Here is a 20,363-nt window from a genome sequence, read left to right as displayed (position 1 = left end):
TCCTTGCATGTCAGTGGGCCGTCAGACAGCCTGCCCGATCCGTCGCAGGGCATCGCGGCGCAGGGTGTCCGAATTGCCGATCAGCGCGTTGGTTCTTTCATAGGCCCGCTGCACCTCGATCATCCGCGTCATTTCGCGGATGGGGTTCACGTTGCTCAACTCCAGCACCCCCTGCAGGACCTGTGTCGCGGCGGCGGGTGTGGGAGCGGCTGCGCCGTCGGGGGGCAGGAGCATGCCTCCGCCGACACGCCGGTAGCTCTGGATCTCGGGTATGTCGAACACGCCGACCCGCGCCAGCGGACCCGTGCCTTCGGCCGAAATGGTGCCGTCTTCCGAGACGATGAGCGCGCCGATACCTTCAGTGGGCAGCGCGATGGGCGCGCCGCCCTGGTCGAGGACCCTGGCACCGGACAGCACGGTCAGGTTGCCATCGGTGTCCAGCGTGAAGCTGCCGTCGCGCCCGTAGGACATCTGGCCGTCCGGCATCCGGTAACCGAACCAGCCGTCGCCGTTCAGCGCCATGTCCAGCGGATTGCCGGTCTGCGACATCGCCCCAGGGCGGGTGTCGATGTAAGAGCCCGTGTCGCTGACGAAATTGGCGGCATCCTCGCCGGCCGGGGTGCCCTTTTGCACGAGGCTTTCGAACACCATGTGTTCGCCCTTGTACCCGGCGGTGCTGGCATTGGCGATGTTGTTCGCCGTCATGTCCAGCTGCCGCTGCAGGGATGTCGCGAGCGACATGCCGATATGGGTGGTCTCCGTCATATCCGGCCTTGAATCCGCAAGTGCAAAAGCACAACCTATGCACATTATGAAATAACTGATGGATAGAGGCAAGAATAAAGTATATTAAATCATGGAAATGATACGTCTGGGTCAAATTACGTTTGCCTCCTTCTTGCTTCTGACCTCGCCGGTCTTTGGCCAGGATAGCGCTGTCTTTGCCCCACTTGACCTGTCCAGTGCCGGTGAGCGCGATCTGCTGGTGGAGCGGCAGGCGCTGATGGCGCGGCTTGTCGCGCGCGTGCCGAGTGGCGAAGAAGAGCCGCCGAGCGAGGCGGCGGCACAGCTTTACCTCGACCTCGCGGAACTTCATCTGGCACAGATGCTGCGCCGCGAGGCCGCCGGCCTTCTGTCGGTCATCGCCGTGGAGGACCTGTCCCCCGAAGCGCAGCGCCGGCACCGGACCTTGCAAATGGTCCTCGACCTGTTGTCCGAGCGCGATGAGCTAAGCGCCGTCCTGTCGCGGTCGATCGGATGGGAGCAGGGGCAGGCGTTGCGCACCGCAGCCTTTGCGCGGCTGGACCGGCACGCGGAGGCGGCGCGTCTGCTGCCCTTCGCCATCCAGACCCTGGACGCGCTGTCTCCGGCGATCAGGGCGGCCATTCTGCCCGATCTGCTCGAAGCGGCGCTGTTTGCAGAGGCATGGCCCGAAGCCAAGGTGCTGGCCACGCGCTTTGCCGATCATGCCGAGTTGCGCGACTCCCCGGCGTATCGGTTCCTGCTGGCGCATGCGGCAGAGCTGTCGGGCGATCTTCTCTCGGCATTCGACGGATATATGCGCGCCGCGGAAGGGCGGGACGCCCACGCACAGCGGGCGCGACTGGCGCTTGTGCTGTTGGGGCGGCGGACCGAAACCCTGTCCCTGGCGGAGGCTGTCGAGACATTGAAAGCCGCGCGCTGGGCCTGGAGCGGCGACGAGGTCGCGACGGAGGTTGCGCAATATCTGGCGGATTATTCCGTCGAGCACGGCGATACCCGGGCGGCGCTCTGGGCGCTGGACCTGCTCTTGACCGAAGCCACGGACCCCGATGAGGCGGAGGCCCTGCGCGACCGGGCGCGGGACGTGCTGGAGGCCTTCTACGAGGCCGGTGCGACAGGCGAGATCGCGCTTGGCACCTACCTCGAAGATCACGCCGTGATCAGCCTGCGCTGGCGCTTTCTGGACGGTTTTGCCGAACGGGCGGCGGTGCTGCCGCAGACCTTGCTCGACACCGGCATGACGGCGCTGGCGGCGCGCGAATTCCGAACCCTCCGGGACGTCGAGGAAGCGTCCGGCGAGTTCGGGCAGTCCATTCCGGACCGCGCCATGCTTCTCCAACTATCTTTGGGCGAGGCCCATGCGTTGCTTGCCGGCGGGCAGGCGGGTGCCGCGGTCGATGTCCTCATCCCCTTGTCCGCCCGGCACGGCGGCGACGGCGACGTGGAGCGATTGCTGGTCGAGGCGCTCAGCCAGGCAGGTCGTTCCGATGAATTGGCCGACCTGCGTGTACGCGGGCTGGATTTCGATCTGCAACGTCGCCGCGCCACAACGCTGTACGAGAACGCCAAGTGGGCTCCGGCGCATGAGGCCTTGCTGGAGCTTTGGGACAGCTATCCGGGCCAGTTCGGCTTTTCCGACGCCAGCCGGCTGATCCGTGCCGCCCACGAGGTTGGCAATACCGATACCGTCAGCCGCGTCGCGACCGCCTTTCCCTCCCTGTCGGATTTGCCCGGCTGGTCCGAACTGGCGGTGACGCTCAAGGACAGCCGCACGACACCTACGGAGCTCGACACCAAGCTCATGCGGTCGAGCATCGAGAACGCGGACCGGGTCCTGAACGCGGTGACGGAGATCACGGACTCCATGAATAGAGAGTGACATAAATGATATTGTTTGAAATTATTCTTGATATCCATCTTTGAGGGTGAACTAATCTTGTCTAATCTAAGAGCAGACCGCAAGCGACACGGGAACCAAACATGAGCATTTCCAGCGCCCTCCAGATTGGGGTCAGTGGCCTGCAAGCCAATTCCTCACGGGTCGAGAACATCTCGAGCAACATCGCCAACGCCAATACGGTCGGCTATCGCAGGACGTTCAGCGAATATGTCACGCAGAACAGCGGCAGCACCCAGGCCGGCGTGCTGACCGAGGCGCGCGCCGACGTCTCGGCGAACGGTGGGCTGCGGGGCACCGGCAGCTCCACCGATTACGCTGTGCAGGGCGACGGGTTCTTCGTGGTGTCGCGGACGCCGAACGATCCGGCGGCCTCCAACTACTACCTCACGCGGTCGGGGTCCTTCACCCCGGACCAGGACGGCAACCTGCGCAACGCGGCCGGGTATTTCCTCGCGGGCTTTCCGGCCGATGCCTCCGGCGCGACCGGGGCCATCACAGGCGCCGGTTTCACGGATCTGAGCACGGTCAACATCGCCTCCTACCAGATTGCCGGCACCCCCAGTACGCAGATCGGGATGTCCGGAAACGTGCCGGCGCAGGAATCCGGCAAGGCCGTTCCGGGGGCGCCGTTCGAATCGACCATGCGCTACGTCGATCAGCTGGGCGGTACGCGGACCCTGAACCTGTCCTGGCAGCCGGGCGCCGCCAGCAGCCAGTGGACCGTTACGATCAGCGATGATGCCGGCACCTCCTACGGGTCGGCCGCGGTCGCCTTCAACGACAGCGGCCCCGATGCGGGAAGCCCGGCCAGCTACACCCCCGTCGGCACGCCGGCTTTGCCCATCGATCCGGCGACGGGTGTCGTCACCCTGACGCTCAACAACGGCGCCACGCCGCAGACTTTGGACATCTCGCTCGGCGCGCCGGGCTCCTTCGACGGGATGACCCAGTTTTCCGGCGACTACACGCCGCCGGCCTTCACCGATGACGGCAAGGAGACCGGGAGCCTCGTGCGCGCCGAAATGGCCGAATCCGGTGTGCTTTACGGCGTGTTCGACAACGGTCAGCGGCGGGCGCTCTTCCAGCTTCCGCTGGCCACCGTGACGAACCCCAACCAGATGCGGTCGATCGACGGCAACGCTTATGTCGCCACCCGCGACTCGGGCGCGGTCACGCTGAATGCGCCGCTGTCCAACGGCGCAGGCGCCATCATCAGCGACACGCTGGAGGATTCCAACGTGGATATCGCGCAGGAACTGACCGACCTCATCCAGACCCAGCGCGCCTATGCCTCCAACGCCAAGATCATCACGACCAGTGACGAGATGCTGGACGAAACCCTGCGCATCAAGCGCTGACCCGGAACGGTGAATGAGCATTTCGTCGGCCTATAACATTGCCCGCAGCGGCCTGCGCGTCACCGAGGGGCGGGCCGATCTTGTCGCGGGCAACATCGCCAACGCCCAGACGCCGGGCTATGCCCGGCGCGACGGCGTTCAGACGAGTGCCGGCTCCGGGCAGGGGGATGCGGTCGACCTGCGCGTGATGCGGCAGGTGAACGACCGGCTGGCGGGGATGACCCGAACCGCACGGGCCGAGCAGGGCGCCGCCGCCGTGCCCGCCGATGTGCTAAACGGATACCTGCTGACACTTGGCGAGCCGGGCGACGAGGCATCGCCCGCCGCGCGGCTCGCGAATTTCCAGGCCGGGCTGGACCTTTTGGGGAACAACCCTGGCGACGTGAACGCGCAGGGCGACGCGCTGGCCCGTGCCGAGGGTTTCGTGAACAGCCTGACCACCGCGTCGCGGACGCTCGAGCAAAGCAGGGCCCAGGCGGCCGAAAGCTTTGACAGGAGCCTGGGCGAGATCAACACGGCCCTGTCGAACGTGGCGGCGCTGAACGCGCAGCTACGCCAGGCGGGCGACAGCCCCCGCGACACAGGCGGGCTGATGGACCAGATGAGCCGCACGCTGGATGCCCTTGGATCGCAGATGGATTTTAAGACGCGGTGGGAAGCGGACGGGTCGCTGACCCTGCACACCACCGGCGGAACCGAACTGGTCAGCGGCGCCGACGCGGTGCGGTTGACCGGCGACAACCGGACCGGCGGGATCTTCGCGGATGGCAACGACGTGACGCCGGATCGACCGGGCGGTCGGGGGATATCTTCCGGCCGGCTCGCCGGGCTGAGCGAGATGCTGTCGACGGTCCTGCCGCAGATGCGCCTGCAGCTCGATGAACTGGCCCGGGGCATGATTCAAGGCTTCGAGGCGGCCGACCTGTCGCTGGCACCGGGGGACCCCGGCCTCTTCACCGATGCGGGTGCGGCCTTTGATCCGGTCCGGCTCGACGGGCTGGCGGGCCGATTGGCCATCAACGACCGTGTGCGTCCGGACAGTGGCGGCGCGCTTTGGCGGCTGCGCGACGGCATGGCCGCCACCGCGCCGGGCGAGGCGGGCACGACCACGCAGGTCAACGCCTTCATCAAGGTCTTCGACGACGCGCGCGGCATCGACCCGCGCGCGGGGCTGGGCGCGACCGCGCGCCTGGGCGATTTCGCCGCCAGCCTGGTCGGGCATCAACAGAACGTCCGGGTCAGCGCCGATGCCCGTGCCGATTCGGCCAGCGTCAGTTTGGCGACGTTCGAGGACAACCGAAGCGCCGTCGAGGGCGTGAACATCGACACCGAGCTGCAGAAACTGCTGGAGATCGAACAAGCCTACGGCGCGAATTCTCAGGTTCTCAGCAGCTTGTCCTCGATGATCGACACCCTCCTGAGTTCCGTGTGAGGCCGTCATGAGTGAAATATCCCGTACCATATCCTCGGGCCTGCAAAGCTTGCGCCAGCGCGAGTACACCAGTCGGCTGACCGGCCAGATTTCCGATGCCTCGCAGGAGATGACGACGGGGCTGAAGGCCAACCCGTACGATGCGCTTGGGCAGCGGTCCTCCGATGCCATCGCGGTCCGCATGCAGATCACGCGGAACGACGGGTTCCTGGCCTCCAACGCGCTTTTGGACCGGCGTTTCCTGGCGGTCGAAACATCCCTTGGTGCCATGCGCACGGTCGGGCAGGACATCCTCGAAAAGTCCTTTCTGGCGCTGTCCGGCGCTGGCAAATCGCCCGGCAATCTTGCCGCCGAGGCCAGGTCGGCGCTGGATACCATCATCGAACGGGCCGCGGTGAGCGACGGGTCCGGGTTCCTCATGTCCGGAACGCGGCTCGATGCGCAACCGCTGCAGGGCTGGGACACGGTTCACCCCGACACCGGACTGTCGCCGTCTGGTATCGTCAGGGATGTCGCGGGCGGTATGACGACCCTGGCCGAGGTCGATGCCGGCATCGACGCGCTGAAGGCGGTCTTCTCCGACACGGATGCCGCGAACCCCGCACGCAATTTCGAGGCGAGCTTCTATAATGGCACGCGGGCGCTGGGGCCGGACGGCCAGCCGAATTCGCCGCTGACCGCGCGCATTTCCGAAACCGAAACCCTGACGCAACCGGCGCAGGCGAATTCGGAGGCGATACGCGATCTCATGCGCGGACTGGCCATGCTCGCGTCGGTCGATGTCGATGCGATCGGCGACGAGTCGGCCCGTTCGACTTGGGTGAACGAGGCGCGCAGCGCGATCTCTGACGGGGTGAGCGGCCTGATCGAGCTCGAGACGACGACGGGTCTGCGCCGCAGCCGTCTGGAGGACACCCTTGCGGCGCAACAAAGCCGGGCGGGTTTCCTGGACGGGGAGCGGCTGGCGCTGGAAGGGACGGACCGATACGACGCCGCCACGCGCCTGACACAGCTGCAGACGCAGCTTGAATCGAGCTACGCGGTGACCGCGCGGCTTTCGCGCATGTCGTTCCTGAATTTTCTATAGGCGGGGCAGCGGACCATGATCACGACTCTGAAATTCATGCTGATCGGCTTCTTGCTCGGGCTTGCGCTGCCGGCGGAGGCGCAGGTGCGGATCAAGGATATCGTCACGGTCGAAGGGGTCCGGTCCAACCAGCTTGTCGGCTATGGCCTCGTGGTGGGGCTGAACGGCACCGGGGATTCGCTGCGCAACGCGCCCTTCACGCAACGCGCCATCGAAGGCATGCTGGAACGGCTCGGCATTGGCAACCTTACCGAGGACCAGATGCGGACCGCCAACACCGCCGCGGTGATGGTCACGGCATCGCTGCCGCCGTTCGCCCGCGCCGGCAGCACTATCGACGTCGTCGTCTCCTCGCTCGGCGATGCCTCGTCCCTGCGGGGCGGAACGCTGATCGTGACCTCTCTGTCCGCCGCTGACGGGGAAATCTACGCCGTGGCGCAAGGGCCGATCGCCGTCGCCGGATACGCCGCGCAGGGGCTGAACGCCTCCATCGTCGAAGGCGTGCCCACCGGGGCGCGGATCGAGAACGGCGCCATCGTCGAACGCGAGGTCGAATTCGACTTCAGGGAACTGAACCGCATTCTCCTGGCCCTGCGGAATCCGGATTTCGTGACGGCGCGCCGCGTCGAAGAAGCCATCAACAACGCCTTCGGCATGCGGGTCGCCACGGCGCTGGACCCGCGCACCATCGCCATCGAAGAGAGTGGCAAGACATCCATCCTCGACATGATCGCCGATATCGAAACGCTGGTGGTGGAGCCGGACCAGGTGGCGAAGGTGGTCATTGATGCCCGCTCCGGAACCATTGTCATCGGGGCGAACGTGCGGATCGACCGGGTCGCGGTGAGCCAGGGCGGGCTGACGGTGTCCGTCCGCGACGATTTCAACGTCAGCCAGCCGGAATCGCTGTCGATTGGCGGCACCACGGTCGTGGTGCCTGAAAGCTCCATCGAGGTCACCAAGCGTGACGCCAAGTTCGCCGTCATCGACGGATCGGTCAGCCTGCAACGGCTGGTCGACGGTCTGAACGCGATCGGCGTCGGCGCGACGGAAACCATTTCGATCCTGCAGGCCATCAAGGCCGCCGGCGCGTTGCACGCCGATCTTGAAATCATATAGGGCGCAACCGGCATGCAGATCCCTCCCGTTCAAACGACGCCCGTCGCAGTTTCGTCCAATTCCCCGGCCGGGCAATCCGCCGCCGAGTCGGCAAAGGAATTCGAAGCCATGTTCCTGGGCCAGATGGTCGATGAGATGTTATCGACCGTGAATATCGGAAACTTCGGCGGCGGCCATGCCGAAGAGACCTGGCGCAGTTTTCTTTCGGACGCCATCGGGCGGAGTATTGCCGAGCAGAATTCGACGGGAATTGCCAAGGGAATTGAAGCGGCGATCCGGAATTATCAGACGGGCCAGGATCTATGAGCGATCAACGCAGAGCCCTTGCCGTGGTCGACGCCTTGGCCGCCGTGCTGCGCAAGGAGATCTCCGCGGTCGAAAGCGGGCAATTCGAGGCGCTTGTGGCCTTCGCCGGTGAAAAGGCGCGGCTGACCTCGGCCCTCGAGAAATACCTGCAGGACGATCCGGCAGCGGTGAGCAAGCCGCGTCTGGCCGAGCTTAAGGACTTGATCCTGCGAGATAAAAGGAACCTGGAGCTTGCGCAGACCGCAACCGCCGACATGATCCGGGAGATCAGGACCCTGCGCGAACGTCACAGTGTCGCGGGACTTTACGGGACCACCGGCGCGAGACGTGACATACATGCAACAAACGGTGGGGCCGTCGACAAAACAGTCTGAATTGCCTCATTGTTGACAACTTTTCGAATAAAACTCGAAACAAGCGGGAAATTCTCGCAGTCGTCAGAAGGACGGCAAAAACATACTAAGAATAGTCTGGAAATACGATGTCTTCCATCCTCACCAACAACTCCGCAATGAACGCACTGCAGACACTGCGGAGCGTCAATAACAACCTCGGCGAAACCCAAAACCGGATCTCGACCGGTATGAAGGTCAATTCCGCCAAGGACAACGCCGCCTATTTCGCCATCTCCGAAACGATGAAGGGCGACAGCGGCATGACAAAGGCGATCAACGAAAGCCTGACCCTGACCAAGAACTCGCTGGCCACGGCCCATGTGGGTGCCGAATCCTTCAAGGACCTCGCGCGCCAGTTTTCCGAGCGTGTCGCCTTCGCCCAGGGTGGTGATGGCAGCATTGACGACGTCAAGGACGAGCTTGACGAGATCGTCAAGCAGATGAACGCGTCGATCAAGCAGGCGACCTTCAACGGCGACGACCTGATCGGGTCCGGCAACACCGTCGCCACGGCAACGGTCGTTGCGGCAGACGGCACCATCGGCACCGCCGCAACCACCACCGAAAGCTCGCGGTCCATGTCCGTCGTGACGGGTCTGACCCGAAGCGCGACCGGCATTGCCGCAACGACAATGACCGTCGACGGTGTTGATCTGACCCGGACCTACACGGACTTCGCGGCCATCGCGACGGCCTTCAAGACCGGTTTCGACACCGCGGCGGGGACCAGCGAAGCAGCCGGTCAGACCTACCTCGCCAACACCCTGACAGCGGTGGAAGGCCTGCTCGACGAGGCGATCTCTTCTTCGACCACACTGGGCGTCGGAATGAAATCCGTCGAGAACCAGCAGGAGTTCCTGACCAAGCTGACGGACAACCTCGACAGCGGCGTCGGCGCGATGGTCGATGCCAACATGGAAGAGGAAGCCGCACGCCTGCAGGCCCTTCAGGTGCAGCAGCAGCTGGCCTCGCAGTCGCTTTCGATTGCCAATCAGGCACCGCAGAACATCCTGAGCTTGTTCCGCTAAGACCTTCCAGAACGGGGGCGGGGCCCAGGAAGGTCCCGTCCCCAATTCGGACACAGCAGAATCTGGGTTCGAATATGGCAAAAAAATTAAGGAAGAATTCCTATGGGGCTGGCAGCTTACAAACGAACAATTCGCGAAAGCGAAACTCCGCGGCAGATCGAGCGCCGCATTCTCTCGCGCGTCACGCACGACCTGACCGAAACAGGGCAGGGGTTCGATGCAACGGATGACAAGACACAACGCCTTTCGATCCTCGCCGGGGGCCTGCGGGACGCCCTGAGCGAAAATCAGCGCTTCTGGGCGGCTCTGCGCTTTGATCTGGCCGAACCGGGCAACGCGATGCCCGACGCACTCAAGGCGTCGCTGATTTCCATCGCGCTCTGGGTCGACCGCCAGACCGCCGCGGTCATGGCCGGCGAAGGGCGTCTTGCCGGGCTGGTCGAAATCAACGGCAACATCGCTGCGGGCCTCGCCGGTCAGGCCGCCTCGCCGCTTCGGGGGGTCTGAGATGCTGAAACTGACGCTGAGACCGCGCGAACGGGTCGTGGTCAACGGATGTGTCATCCGCAATGGCGACCGCCGGCAATCCCTGACAGTCGAGAACCGCGCCGATATCGTGCGCGAATCCGACCTGTTGAAGGCGGACGCCCAGGCCACACCGGTGTCGAAGGTCTATTTCCTCGTGCAGACCGCGCTGCTACAGGCCGACAAGCGCGATGTCATCGTGCCGATCATCCAGAGGGAACTGGCCGACCTGGTCTGCTGCTTCGGTCAGGAGACCCAGGACCGCATCATGATCACCGCGAACTACGTCAGCATGGGCGATTACTACAAGGCCATGAGCGAGTTGCGGGCGGTGCTCAAATACGAGGCCGAGTTGCTGCAGTTGCGGCCGGCTGTCCGCGTGGAACCGCAGGAAATGGCCCGCGCATGATCTCTCTCTCCGGGATGGGCACGCGACTTGCGCTCAACCTGTTCGACGCGACCAGGGACAAGCAACTGGACCTGGTCGCGCGCGACCGCCTGAATGCCCGCCAGATCGAAGCCTTCAGCGACAGGATCGCCACGATCCGCTCTCCGAAAGAGCTGATCGCCGATACCGAGGTCTACACCTTCGTCATGCGCGCCTTCGATCTGGAGGACCAGATCTTCGGCAAGGCATTGATCCGGAAAACGCTCGAGAGCGATGTCAGCGATCGCAGCGCGCTGGTGAACCGCCTGACCGATCCCAATATCCGCAGCATGTACAAGGAACTGGGCTTTGCGCCCGGCGGCGGCGCCAGCGCGAATTTCGCCGATGCCGAATGGCAGGCCGACATGATCAGGCGCTTCAAGGAACGCCTGGTCCTCAACACGGCGGCAGAGGGCAACACCGGGGCCGGGCTGGCGCTGGAATTCCGGGCCAAGGCGCCGCAGGTGGAGACCTGGTTCGACGTGTTGAAGGACAAGGACCTGGGCCGGTTCATGCGCCGCGCGCTCGGGGTGCCCGACGAGATCGTCCAGATGGATATCGACCGGCAGGCCAAACTTTTCGAGCAGAAGTTCGACATTGAAAAGCTCAAGGATCCGGCCGAGATCGAAAAATTGGTGCAACGGTTCTCGGCTGTCTACGACGCGGTCGAGGGGATTGCGACGCAGTCCAACGTGGCGGTGTCGCTGATGCAGGGCGCGGTGTCGATCGGGCAGGGCAGGAACTTCACGCCCATCACGCTCGACATTCCGTCGATCGTACGCGGCTACGGCGCCTATCGCTAAAGCAGCTCGTCGTCCTCGTCGTTGGCCGAGGGCAATTCGATGACGCCGCTGTCGGCCAGCTCCTTGGCGTAGTCCACCATCGCCGCCTGCGCCGCGCGGACATCGCGGCCCTTGACCGGTCCGGTCGCTTCCATTTCATCCATGAGCATCTGGCGCGACCGCTGAGGCAGGCATTCCAACAGGTGATCGCGCAGCGGCTTCTGCGCCCCGCGCATGGCCAGCGGCAGCGTGTTGCCGTCCAGCCCCCGCATGACCTGGGCCAGGTCCTGTGCGCTGAGCCTGATGAGGTCGTCAAAGACGAACATGCGTTTCTTGATGGCCTCGAAAGCTTCGGGGATGCGCGCGTCCAGCGCCTCGGACAGCTGTTCGAAGGCCTGCACGTCGAGCCTGTTGAACAGGTCGGCCATGCGCTGATGATTTTCGGCCGCGCTCGTATGGACGGCGTCGGACATGATGTCCTGCTTCAGCGTCTCCTCGATCTGCTGCATCATGTGGATCGGCACGGCCTCCATGGCGATCATGCGCTCCGCGACGTTCTGCATCCGCTCCGCCCCCAGAAGCGGCAGAACCTTCGCGGCGACCGACGGGTCGACGTTGTTGAGGATCGCGGCCGCGGTCTGGTTGTGCTCGCCCTTGAGGTAGTTGGCGATCACCATTTCGTTCAACGCGCCGAACCCGCGCCACAGGGCTTCCTCGCGGCGGTTGGTCCGGACGTTTTCAAGAATGTTGGCAACCTGGTCGTCGGGGAGGAACTTGCGCAGCATGGTTTCCGCCGAGGTAAGCGAGCCGTTCACCGAGCCCGACCCGCTGACCATGTTTTGGGTGAATTCCCGCAGCACGTCCTCGACCACCCGGGCCGGGATCGGTCCGAGGGCGCTCATCGCGGCGGTGATCCGCTCGATCTCGGTCCGGCCGAGCCGCTGCATCAGCTCGGAGCCCACCTTTTCACCGAGGCAGAGGAAGGTGATCGCGGCCTTTGCAGGACCGCTCAGTTTCCTGGCGGCCGCCGAACTTTTCCGGGGTTCGTTTAGCGTATCGGTCAACATCGGGAGTCCTTCGCAAAATCAGTCTATCCGCCGGCCAGCGGCGCGTAGCTTTCGATCAGGGAGCCGGCGAGCATGTACCAGCCGTCGATCAGGACGAAAAAGATCACCTTGAACGGCAGCGAGATCATCACCGGCGGCAGCATCATCATGCCGGCGCTCATCAGGACCGAGGCGACGATAAGGTCGATCGCCACGAAGGGCAGGTAGATCAGGAAACCGATGGTGAAGGCACGGCGCAGTTCGGAGATCATGAAGGCCGGGACGAGATGCCGGAACGACGCCTCTGACGCGTCTTCGGGCAGGGGCGTTTCCTCGGCCGCGGCGTCGGTCCGGGACAGGTCGAGGAACAGGGCATAGTCCTCGGGGCGGGTGTTGACGAACATGAAGGCCCGGAAAGGGTCCGCGATCCGCTGGATCGCCTGTTCTTCGGACAGGGTGTTTTCGAGCAGGGGGACCACCCCGCCTTCGTAGGCGTCCTCGAACACGGGCTGCATCACGAAGAAGGTCATGAACAGCGCCAGCGAGGTCAGCACGATGTTGGGCGGGGTCTGGTTCAGGCCCAGGGCCGAGCGCAGCATCGAAAGCACGATGACAAAACGGGTAAAGCTGGTCATCACCACCAGCAGACCCGGTGCGATGCTGAGCACCGTCACCAGGGCGATGAACTGGACGATCCGACCGGACAGGCTCGCGTTTTCGTCGGTGCCCGGGGCGGCGTCGCCGACGAGGTCCGAAAGCGTGCCGAGAAAGCCGCCGCCGTCCTGCGCGCTGGCCGCCGCCGCCGAAAGCAGCAGCAGCGTTCCGGCCAGGACGGCCGGTCGCGCAAATCCGCGCCGGAGGGCAGGGGTCTCAGTCAGCGACATAGTCCTTGACGATCTGTGTCAGGGAGACGCCCAGCCGATCCTCGCCGACCTTGACCAGGTCGCCGCGCGCGATCAGGCGGTCGCTGACCATCAGGTCGACAGGCGCGCCGATCTTGCGGTTGAGTTCGACGATGGACCCCCGCGTGAGCTCCAGCAGGCGCGAGATCGGCATGCGCGCCTGACCCAGCACGATCTGCACGTCGAGGCCCACGTTCAGCATCGCGTTGATGCCCGTGCCGGCGCCTTCGGGCTGCAAGGCGGTCAGGGCATTCAGCGTCTCTTCGGTGTCGAGTTGCGGGAAGACGGCGCTTTTGCCGTCGGGCGCGGCGTCCGGAATTGCCTCGGGTGCGGGCTGCGGCGCCTCGGCCTTTGCATCGTTTGCCGTGCCGGTCTCGGCCTTGGCGTCAGGTGTCCTGTCGGCGTCGGTCTTCGGGGTGTCGGGCTTGTCCATGTCAGTCCTTCTCCTTCTGAGCAGCAAGCGCGCGGGCGTGCGTGTCACGCAGTTCGCCAAGCAGACGGTCGCAAATCTTGTTGAAGCCGTAGTCGAGTTTGCCGTGGTCCCAGGCCATCCGGGCATCCCCGGCCCGCAATGCAGGGTCCGCCGTCAGCCGGAGCGCGTGGTCGCATTTGTAATAGGCCGCGCGCCTCTGCAGTTCGGGGCCGATCTGGTCGAGCGTCGCCGGGGAGAGGCGCAGGTCGATCCGGGTCGACCCGATGGCCATCTTCAGCGATTGGGTCGCCATTTTCCGGACCCGTTCGGTCGACAGGCGTTCGACCAGTTCGGGGAACAGGATCTCGCAGGTCTGCAAGGTGAACCCCACGACCTGCGCCGTAAGGGCGTCGTTCTGCGCCTGCATCGACGCCGCCAGGTTCGCCAGTTCGCGGGTCAGCCCGTCGACCATCTCGGCCTGGGCGGCTTCCATCGTCTTGCGCATCTCCGCCCGGCCCGCATCGGCGCCGGCCAGATATCCTTCGACGCTGCCCTGCTTGAACGCCTTGGCGATCTGCGCGTCGATCTCTTCGCGTGACGGCAGATCGGGGTCGTGGGACGGCGCGCTGCCGTCCTCGTCGAAGTTGCGTAGCTTCAGGGGCGCGTTCATCGTCACTCCTTCTCTGCCAGCCAGTCACCGAGCACCCGCAGGGCATCGTCCGCGTTCGCCTGTGCCAGTTCGGTCGCGGCCTTTATCTGGTTGTGACGCACCGCGCCGTCGACCGAGGCCAGGTGGACCATCTCGCGGGACGGTTCGGTGTACGGGGCCAGCGCCCCGGCATAGCCTTCGGTGGATGCCGGGAGCTGTGCCTGGGGTTTCTGAGCGGTGAGGGCGCGCGGCGCGTCGTCCGGGTCGTCGAGCAACGCCGCATCCGCACCGGCTCCGGCCAGGGCGGAGGTCGACTGGTCCAGGATCAGGCGCAGTGGCTTGGCACCGAGCACCATGATGATGGCCACCAGCGCCAGGCCGAAGAGCCCGCGCAGGATCGACATGGCATTGTCGGCCAGCACGGCGCCCAGGCCGCGGCCCGCCGGGTTGTTGAACTCGGAATCGAAATCGAGGAACTGGAGGTTGTCGACCTGCACCTGGTCGCCGCGCTCCGCGTCGAAACCAATGGCGGTGCTGACAAGCTGCGTCAGGCGCTCCATCTCTTCGGCGCTGCGTTCGATGTAGCCCTCGCTGCCGTCGGGCAGGGTGCCGTAGCTGCCGTTGACCAGCACCGCGACCGAGACGCGTTCGATGTCGCCGGGCTCGCGTACCAGTTCGCTCTGCACCGATCCGATCTCGTAGTTGATGATCTCGTCATTCTCGCTGCGCTCGGATTGCGCGCCGCTCCCGGCGTTGTCGTCGCGTAGTTCGTCGGGAATGTTGTTGGCCACGTCAACGGTACCCGCGGCCGGGTCCGTCTCGTTCGAATTGCGGATGCGGGTTTCGACGGAGCGCGCGACCTGCTGGTTGGGATCGAAGCTGCGCGACACCCGCACCTCGCGCTCGGTGGTCAGGTCGACGCTGACCCGGACGCGCGAATTGCCCGGCCCGACGCGGGCGTTGAGGATGGATTCGACCTTCTGCGCCAGCTGCTCCTCGATGAGGCTGCGCCGCCCCTGAAGCGAGAAATCCGCGCCGACCACGTCTTCCTTGGCCAGGATCGTTTCGCCCGTGGACGACACGATGGTGACGTTCTGGGGGTCGAGGTCGGCGACCGCCGATGCGACCAGCGCCTGGATCGACTGGGCCTGGTTGCGCGACATGCTGGTGTTGGGGGCCGCCCGGACCACCACGGAGGCGCTGGCTTCGGCGGGCACCCGGGAAAAGGCCGCCCGCTCGGGCAGGACCAGGTGTACCCGGGCCGCCTTGATCCCGTTGATCGTCTGGATCGACCGGGCCAGTTCGCCTTCGAGGGCGCGCAGACGATTCACGTTCTGCATGAAGGAATTCATGCCCATGCCGGACATGTCGTCGAACAGCTCCCAGCCCGGCACGCCCTCGCCGGGCAGGCCCGCGTCGGCCAGCGCCATGCGCGCGCGCGCGATGTCGTTCTCGGCGACCGAGATGGTGTCGCCGTTGCGCGACAGGTCGACCGACAGCCCCGCCTGTTCGAGCGTCTGCATCATCTGCGACGCCGTCCCGGGGCTGAGCTGGCTGTAGACCGGCACATAGGTAGGCGCGAAGATCGTACGCGCCCCGATCAGGACGACCGCGAGGACGGCGACCCCGACACCGCCCAGCAGTGCGAGCCGCTTCGGGCCCAGATCCCTGAGGTTATCGACAATCTGACGCACGTGGCCTCGCTAAGTTGACTGACGCCCAAGGTCCCCGGTCCACCGCCTTGATGCAAGCATACATTAATTTATCCTTGCTACTCATGTAAATCGTTAGATTACTGTTGCAAAATTGACCGTTTGGACCTCTATTTAACCTTGTGAATGGCGTCCTGTACAATCGCGAATTAAGATGAAGCCATGAAAAAATTGCTTTCTATCCTTGCGGTCTTCGTGCTGTGCGTCTTCGCGGTCTTCGGTGGGGTCGCCCTCGCGATCGGCAGCGATGCGGCGCTGGCGCTTCTCGGGATCAAGGGCGCGCCGGCGGAACACGCCGCGGAGGACGGGCAGGGCGACGCGCAGGACCCGGCCGAAACCGACGAGGATCACGCGGCGGGCGCACCGGCGGCGGGCGACGACAAGGCGGGCAAGATGCCGGTCATGCCCTTCCCCGAGATCATCGTGAACGTGACCGACACCAGCCTGGAAGGGCGGCAATCCAGCCGCTTCCTGAAGCTCAACATGCTGCTGGTCTTCGACGACACCCAGGACGGTGCCGACCGCCTCGTGGCGCGCGAGATCTACCTGCGCGACTCGTTTCAGGACTTCCTGCGGCAGCTTCACGTCAGCGACCTGAGGGGTAGCCACGGGCTGGTGATGCTGAAGACGGAACTGCTGCGGCGCGCGCGCGCCGTGGGCCACACCGATGCGCCCGTCGAGATCCTCATCGCGGACATGGTGATCCAATGAGCCATTCGTCCCTGCGCGCGCCCGAGGAACTCGAAGAGACGATGATCCGCCAGGCGCGGGAGAACTTCCAGCGCCTGCCGACCCTCGAGATCATCATCGACCGGCTGCTGCTGGCCGTGGTGCCGAAGATGAAATCCTACTGCACGGTCGCGCCGGAGATCGACCTCGTGTCGCTGGACTACATGCCCTACGAATACGCGATGGAGACGGTCAATTCCCCGTCCCTGATCGCCTTGTCATCCGCCGACCCCTGGGACAGCCAGGTCGCTTGTGTGATCGAACCGGACCTGCTGTTCTCGGTGCTGGAGATCATGCTGGGCGGCCGCCGGGCCTCGCGCGATCACTGGCAGCCGCGCAACCTGACGGCCATCGAGCAGAAGCTCGGGTTGCGGCTGGCCGAACTCTGTCTCGAGGCGCTCAGCCTCTGCTTTGCCGATATCAGCCCGGTCACGTTCACGACCCATGCGCTGGAATCCAACCCCAAGTCGCTGATGCTGGCGCCGCCTCGGACCGCCACCCTGCGGGTCCGCCTGAGCCTGAGTTTCGAAGACCGCGTCGGCCATATCACCCTGATCCTGCCGTATGGCGACCTGGACGACGTGAGCGCCAAGTGGTCCCAGCCTTTCCTCGATGCACGGTTGAGCGGCGACAGCTCGGCCCGGACCGAGATGAACACGCAAATTTCGGGGACGACCGTGACCGTGACCGGTGTCTTGCAGGAAATGTCCATTCCGCTGCGCAAGGTGCTGAACTGGACGCCGGGCGAGGTGATCGACCTCGGCATGACGATCGACACGCCGGTGATCGGGAAGGTGAACGCGCAACCGATTTTCCAGGCGTCCTTCGGACAAAGGAGCAACGGGGCGCTGGCGCTGCGGGTCATTCGATCGCTGCTGCCGGAGACCCGGACAGAGGAGGGCAAAGATGCTTCCGACACTGATTGACTTCATCATCGTGGTGCTGCTGATCGGCACCCTGGTCTATGCCTACCTTCTGGACCGGCGCGTCCGCACCCTGATGCTCGCCCTGCGGGAGATGGAGCCGATGGTCGGCGCCTTCTCCAGCGCGGTGGACCAGTCGGCCCGCTCGATCGAGGATTTGCGCGAACTGAGCGTCACGCCCCGCCGGGCCGAGCCGCCTTTGCAAAGACGGCGCGGCGCCGCACCTGCCGACGAACCGCGACCGACGCAGAAGACGACGGCTGCATCGCCTGACCCGAAAGGTCCGGTGCGCGGCCAGACCTCGGTGCCCGGAAAGTCCGACCTTGTCCGCACCTTCTTTGACATCACGAAGGAACGCCAGAAATGAAACTGCTGTCCTTTCGCAAGGTCGTGATCCTCGGGCTCGGGACCGTGGCCGCGATCAAACTGGCGACGGTCGTTCTGCCGATGTCCGCCATCGCGGAAACCGAGGCCGGCGCCGCGCAGTCCGATATCGCGACCGCCGCGCCGCCGCCGTCTTTTGCCGCCACCGCGCCCGATGCGGCCGGCATGTGCGAACCCAGCCACCTGATCGCAGAGGCCATCGCCGAGGAACGCGCCTTGCTGGAAAGCCAGCGTGAAAAGCTGGCCGACAGCGAGGCCCGGCTGGCGCTGGCCGAACAGAGCCTCAAGGCAGAGCAGGCCCGCCTGTCCGAGGTGCGTGACGAGATCGAAACCCAGCTGGACGTGATCCAGAAGGCGAACGGGCAGGACATGACCAAGCTGGTCGAGCTCTACCGCAACATGAAGCCGCAGGTCGCGGCCGAGATCATGGACGAGATGGATATCGAAACGGCGGTGCAGATGATCGGCGCCATGCAGGAACGCGACGCCGCGCAGATCATGGCAAGCCTGAGCCTCGTGCGGGCTCGGGCGATCACCAAGATCATCATGGAACGCTCGAAACTGCCCGCCGACCGCAACCTCGCCGGGTTGAAGCTGCGCTGAGCGTCAGTCTTCCCGAACGGTCGAGCCTTCGGGCGGCTTGCGCCGGATGTTGCGGCGCATGTCCATCACGAACCCGATGATTTCCGCCACGGCCTGCCAGTGTTCCACGGGAATGCGCTGGTCGACTTCGACGGACCCGTGCAAAGCTCGGGCGAGCGGTCGGTTCTCGATCATCGGAATGTCGTGTTCGCGTGCCAGTTCGCGGATCCGCTGCGCCATGACATCCGCGCCCTTGGCGACGCAGACCGGAACGTCGTCCGTCCCCTGTTCGTATCTCAGCGCCACGGCATAATGGGTCGGGTTCGTGAGGACGACGCTGGCGGTCGGGATGGCCTGCGCCATGCGTTGACGCGCCCGCGCCATGCGCAATTCGGCACGACGGGAGCGGATGACGGGGTCGCCTTCGCTGTCCTTGTGTTCGTCGCGCACCTCCTTGAGGCTCATCATCTGCTTTTTGCGCCACTCGAACCGCTTCCAGATGATGTCGGCCAGCGCCACCGGCACGAGGAAGACGGTGGTGGCCAGGAAAATCCAGCTGACCTTGGCAAGGCTGACATCGGCCAGCGTTTCGGGCACGAAACTCTGGGTCTGTCCAAGCGACTGGGCAATGTCGCGCACCGCCCAGACGGTGATGGCGCCGATCACCAGCACCTTTGCGGTGTTCTTGAGAAACTCCACGAAGGCGTCGGCGGAGAACAGGCGCTTGAAGCCCGCAAGCGGGCTGATCTTGGACAGCTTCGGCTTGATCCGCTCGGCCGCGACGACCGTGTGGCCCTGCACCATGACGCCGAACAGTGCCGCCAGAACCATGATGGCCGCAATCGGCGCAAGCGACAGTCCCAGCGTGGACGCCAGCCCCTGCAGGACCCCGCCCGCGTCTGCAAGGCCCGCGCTATCGGTTCCGATGCGCGTGTCAGCGGCGTTCAGCAACGGGTTCTGCAAAGCCGAGATGATGGGCCCCGACACCGACGGCAGGACGAAGACGAAAATCATCAGCAACGCGAACACCACCATCGCGGTGCCGGTCTCTCGCGATTGTGGAACGTCGCCTTTCTTGCGCGCGTCGCGCAGTTTCTTCTCTGTCGGCTCTTCTGTCTTGGAGCTCTTGTCTTCTTCGGACATGCGATCAGAACCTGTAGGTGGAGAGCCAGTCCGCGAAGGGTTCGAGGAACCCGCGCATCATGGTGGGGATCGCCAGTACCATCAAGCCGAGCCCCAGCCCGATCAGCAGCGGCTGCGCGATGAAGAACACCTGCAGGCTCGCCATCATGCGGTTCGCCAGCCCCATGCCGACATTGAGCACGAGCCCCGTCACGTAGAACGGGGCGGCGATGGACATGCCAAGGTAAAGGCTCACCTGCACGGCACGGGCGAATTGATCGGTCAGGTCGGCCAGCATGAAGGTGCCCGGGACGAAGAGCTGGTAGGACATCAGCAGGGATTGCAGGATCAGGTGGTGCAGATCGGTGATGAAGATCAGCGCCGTGGCGCCGGCCAGCAGCATCGAGGCCATGCTGGTGGCCCCTTCGAAAGCGCCCATGTTCGGCGCCAGCGCGTTGGCAAGCCCGGCCATCATCGCGATCTGGTAGCCCGCGAATTGCAGCGCGGAGAGCAGGGTGCGGGCCACGAGCCCGATCCACAGGCCGATGGTGATCTCCGCGCCGAAGATCATCAGCAGCGCGGCGGGTCGGTCTTCGGCCACCGGCCCGAGCCCGGTCGCGGGATAGAGGGCGGCGCTCAGGATCAGGCCGAAGAACAGGCGATGGCGGACGGGCACCGAGGTTTCGCCGAAGCCGGGCATGAACATCAATGCCGACCCCAGCCGGGCGAAGATCACGAAGTAGCCCATCAGCGCCTCGGTCAGGAAAGCCGACAGGTCCAC

At 64.9% G+C, this 20,363-nt stretch carries 23 protein-coding genes; 15 read left to right on the top strand and 8 right to left on the bottom strand.

Annotation, left to right across the window (positions count from 1 at the left end; all coding sequences use genetic code 11):
* Positions 1-21: 21 nt before the first annotated feature.
* Positions 22-765, bottom strand: a complete 744-nt coding sequence (flgF, locus tag DU478_RS14775) for a flagellar basal-body rod protein FlgF (RefSeq protein WP_114511742.1) — start codon at positions 763-765, stop codon at positions 22-24.
* 91 nt (positions 766-856) lie between these two features.
* Between flgF and DU478_RS14770 the strand changes: the two genes are divergently transcribed.
* The 11 genes from DU478_RS14770 (at position 857) to DU478_RS14720 (ending at position 11,142) form a co-directional block, all read left to right on the top strand.
* Complete coding sequence (locus tag DU478_RS14770; protein WP_114511741.1) at positions 857-2,641, top strand: hypothetical protein; 1,785 nt, start codon at positions 857-859, stop codon at positions 2,639-2,641.
* A gap of 101 nt (positions 2,642-2,742) precedes the next feature.
* A complete protein-coding gene (locus tag DU478_RS14765) occupies positions 2,743-4,020 on the top strand; it encodes a flagellar hook protein FlgE (RefSeq protein WP_114511740.1) in 1,278 nt (425 codons plus the stop codon).
* A 13-nt stretch (positions 4,021-4,033) separates the two neighbouring features.
* Positions 4,034-5,452, top strand: coding sequence for a flagellar hook-associated protein FlgK (gene flgK, locus DU478_RS14760; protein ID WP_114511739.1), 1,419 nt, complete (start codon positions 4,034-4,036; stop codon positions 5,450-5,452).
* Positions 5,453-5,459: 7 nt separating this feature from the next.
* Positions 5,460-6,539, top strand: a complete 1,080-nt coding sequence (locus DU478_RS14755) for a flagellin (RefSeq protein ID WP_114511738.1) — start codon at positions 5,460-5,462, stop codon at positions 6,537-6,539.
* A gap of 15 nt (positions 6,540-6,554) precedes the next feature.
* Entirely contained in the window at positions 6,555-7,658 is a 1,104-nt protein-coding gene (locus DU478_RS14750; RefSeq protein ID WP_114511737.1) for a flagellar basal body P-ring protein FlgI, read from the top strand.
* Between the two features lie 12 nt (positions 7,659-7,670).
* Complete coding sequence (locus DU478_RS14745; RefSeq protein ID WP_114511736.1) at positions 7,671-7,964, top strand: rod-binding protein; 294 nt, start codon at positions 7,671-7,673, stop codon at positions 7,962-7,964.
* A gap of 23 nt (positions 7,965-7,987) precedes the next feature.
* Complete coding sequence (locus DU478_RS14740) at positions 7,988-8,338, top strand: flagellar protein FliT (RefSeq protein WP_147276356.1); 351 nt, start codon at positions 7,988-7,990, stop codon at positions 8,336-8,338.
* 107 nt (positions 8,339-8,445) lie between these two features.
* Entirely contained in the window at positions 8,446-9,387 is a 942-nt protein-coding gene (locus tag DU478_RS14735) for a flagellin N-terminal helical domain-containing protein (protein WP_114511734.1), read from the top strand.
* Positions 9,388-9,489: 102 nt separating this feature from the next.
* Entirely contained in the window at positions 9,490-9,894 is a 405-nt protein-coding gene (flaF, locus tag DU478_RS14730) for a flagellar biosynthesis regulator FlaF (RefSeq protein WP_114511733.1), read from the top strand.
* A gap of 1 nt (position 9,895) precedes the next feature.
* Positions 9,896-10,321, top strand: a complete 426-nt coding sequence (locus DU478_RS14725) for a flagellar biosynthesis repressor FlbT (RefSeq protein WP_114511732.1) — start codon at positions 9,896-9,898, stop codon at positions 10,319-10,321.
* A complete protein-coding gene (locus DU478_RS14720) occupies positions 10,318-11,142 on the top strand; it encodes a DUF1217 domain-containing protein (protein ID WP_114511731.1) in 825 nt (274 codons plus the stop codon). Before DU478_RS14725 ends, DU478_RS14720 begins: the two co-directional genes overlap by 4 nt.
* Here DU478_RS14720 and DU478_RS14715 read toward each other — a convergent pair.
* From DU478_RS14715 to fliF, 5 genes are read right to left on the bottom strand one after another with little or no spacing between them, the layout of a single operon-like run.
* Positions 11,139-12,185, bottom strand: coding sequence for a flagellar motor switch protein FliG (locus DU478_RS14715; RefSeq protein ID WP_407703169.1), 1,047 nt, complete (start codon positions 12,183-12,185; stop codon positions 11,139-11,141). The two genes, DU478_RS14720 and DU478_RS14715, sit on opposite strands and share 4 nt — an antisense overlap.
* Positions 12,186-12,211: 26 nt before the next feature.
* Positions 12,212-13,051 carry a flagellar type III secretion system pore protein FliP gene (gene fliP / locus DU478_RS14710; RefSeq protein ID WP_114511729.1) on the bottom strand — a complete coding sequence of 280 codons (840 nt, stop codon included), beginning with the start codon at positions 13,049-13,051 and terminating at the stop codon, positions 12,212-12,214.
* The gene (locus DU478_RS14705) at positions 13,038-13,502 is read right to left on the bottom strand and encodes a FliM/FliN family flagellar motor switch protein (protein ID WP_114511728.1); all 465 of its coding nucleotides are present in this window, start codon (positions 13,500-13,502) and stop codon (positions 13,038-13,040) included. The genes fliP and DU478_RS14705 overlap by 14 nt, the downstream gene beginning before the upstream one ends.
* A 1-nt stretch (position 13,503) precedes the next feature.
* Positions 13,504-14,151 carry a FliH/SctL family protein gene (locus DU478_RS14700; protein ID WP_114511727.1) on the bottom strand — a complete coding sequence of 216 codons (648 nt, stop codon included), beginning with the start codon at positions 14,149-14,151 and terminating at the stop codon, positions 13,504-13,506.
* A gap of 2 nt (positions 14,152-14,153) precedes the next feature.
* A complete protein-coding gene (fliF, locus tag DU478_RS14695) occupies positions 14,154-15,824 on the bottom strand; it encodes a flagellar basal-body MS-ring/collar protein FliF (protein ID WP_114511726.1) in 1,671 nt (556 codons plus the stop codon).
* 180 nt (positions 15,825-16,004) lie between these two features.
* Here fliF and DU478_RS14690 point away from each other — a divergent pair, with 180 nt between their 5' ends.
* Genes DU478_RS14690 through DU478_RS14675 form a run of 4 tightly spaced genes read left to right on the top strand, consistent with a single transcriptional unit; the run spans position 16,005 to position 18,481 of the window.
* Entirely contained in the window at positions 16,005-16,553 is a 549-nt protein-coding gene (locus DU478_RS14690) for a flagellar basal body-associated FliL family protein (protein ID WP_114511725.1), read from the top strand.
* Positions 16,550-17,497, top strand: a complete 948-nt coding sequence (locus DU478_RS14685) for a flagellar motor switch protein FliM (protein ID WP_114511724.1) — start codon at positions 16,550-16,552, stop codon at positions 17,495-17,497. The genes DU478_RS14690 and DU478_RS14685 overlap by 4 nt, the downstream gene beginning before the upstream one ends.
* Complete coding sequence (locus DU478_RS14680; RefSeq protein ID WP_114511723.1) at positions 17,478-17,861, top strand: flagellar motor switch protein; 384 nt, start codon at positions 17,478-17,480, stop codon at positions 17,859-17,861. Before DU478_RS14685 ends, DU478_RS14680 begins: the two co-directional genes overlap by 20 nt.
* Positions 17,858-18,481: a MotE family protein gene (locus DU478_RS14675; RefSeq protein WP_114511722.1), complete on the top strand. Its 624-nt coding sequence runs from the start codon at positions 17,858-17,860 to the stop codon at positions 18,479-18,481. The genes DU478_RS14680 and DU478_RS14675 overlap by 4 nt, the downstream gene beginning before the upstream one ends.
* Before the next feature lie 3 nt (positions 18,482-18,484).
* On the opposite strand, the gene flhB is transcribed toward DU478_RS14675, so the two are convergent.
* On the bottom strand, positions 18,485-19,603 hold the full coding sequence (gene flhB / locus DU478_RS14670) for a flagellar biosynthesis protein FlhB (protein ID WP_114511721.1): 1,119 nt from the start codon (positions 19,601-19,603) through the stop codon (positions 18,485-18,487).
* Between the two features lie 4 nt (positions 19,604-19,607).
* Complete coding sequence (locus DU478_RS14665) at positions 19,608-20,363, bottom strand: flagellar biosynthetic protein FliR (protein ID WP_199488352.1); 756 nt, start codon at positions 20,361-20,363, stop codon at positions 19,608-19,610.

Origin of the sequence: Thalassococcus profundi (genome assembly GCF_003344785.1) — a bacterium.
GTDB classification, from domain to species: domain Bacteria; phylum Pseudomonadota; class Alphaproteobacteria; order Rhodobacterales; family Rhodobacteraceae; genus Puniceibacterium; species Puniceibacterium profundi.
Note: the sequence above shows the minus strand (reverse complement) of the source record. Positions and strands in the feature narration are given on the sequence as shown.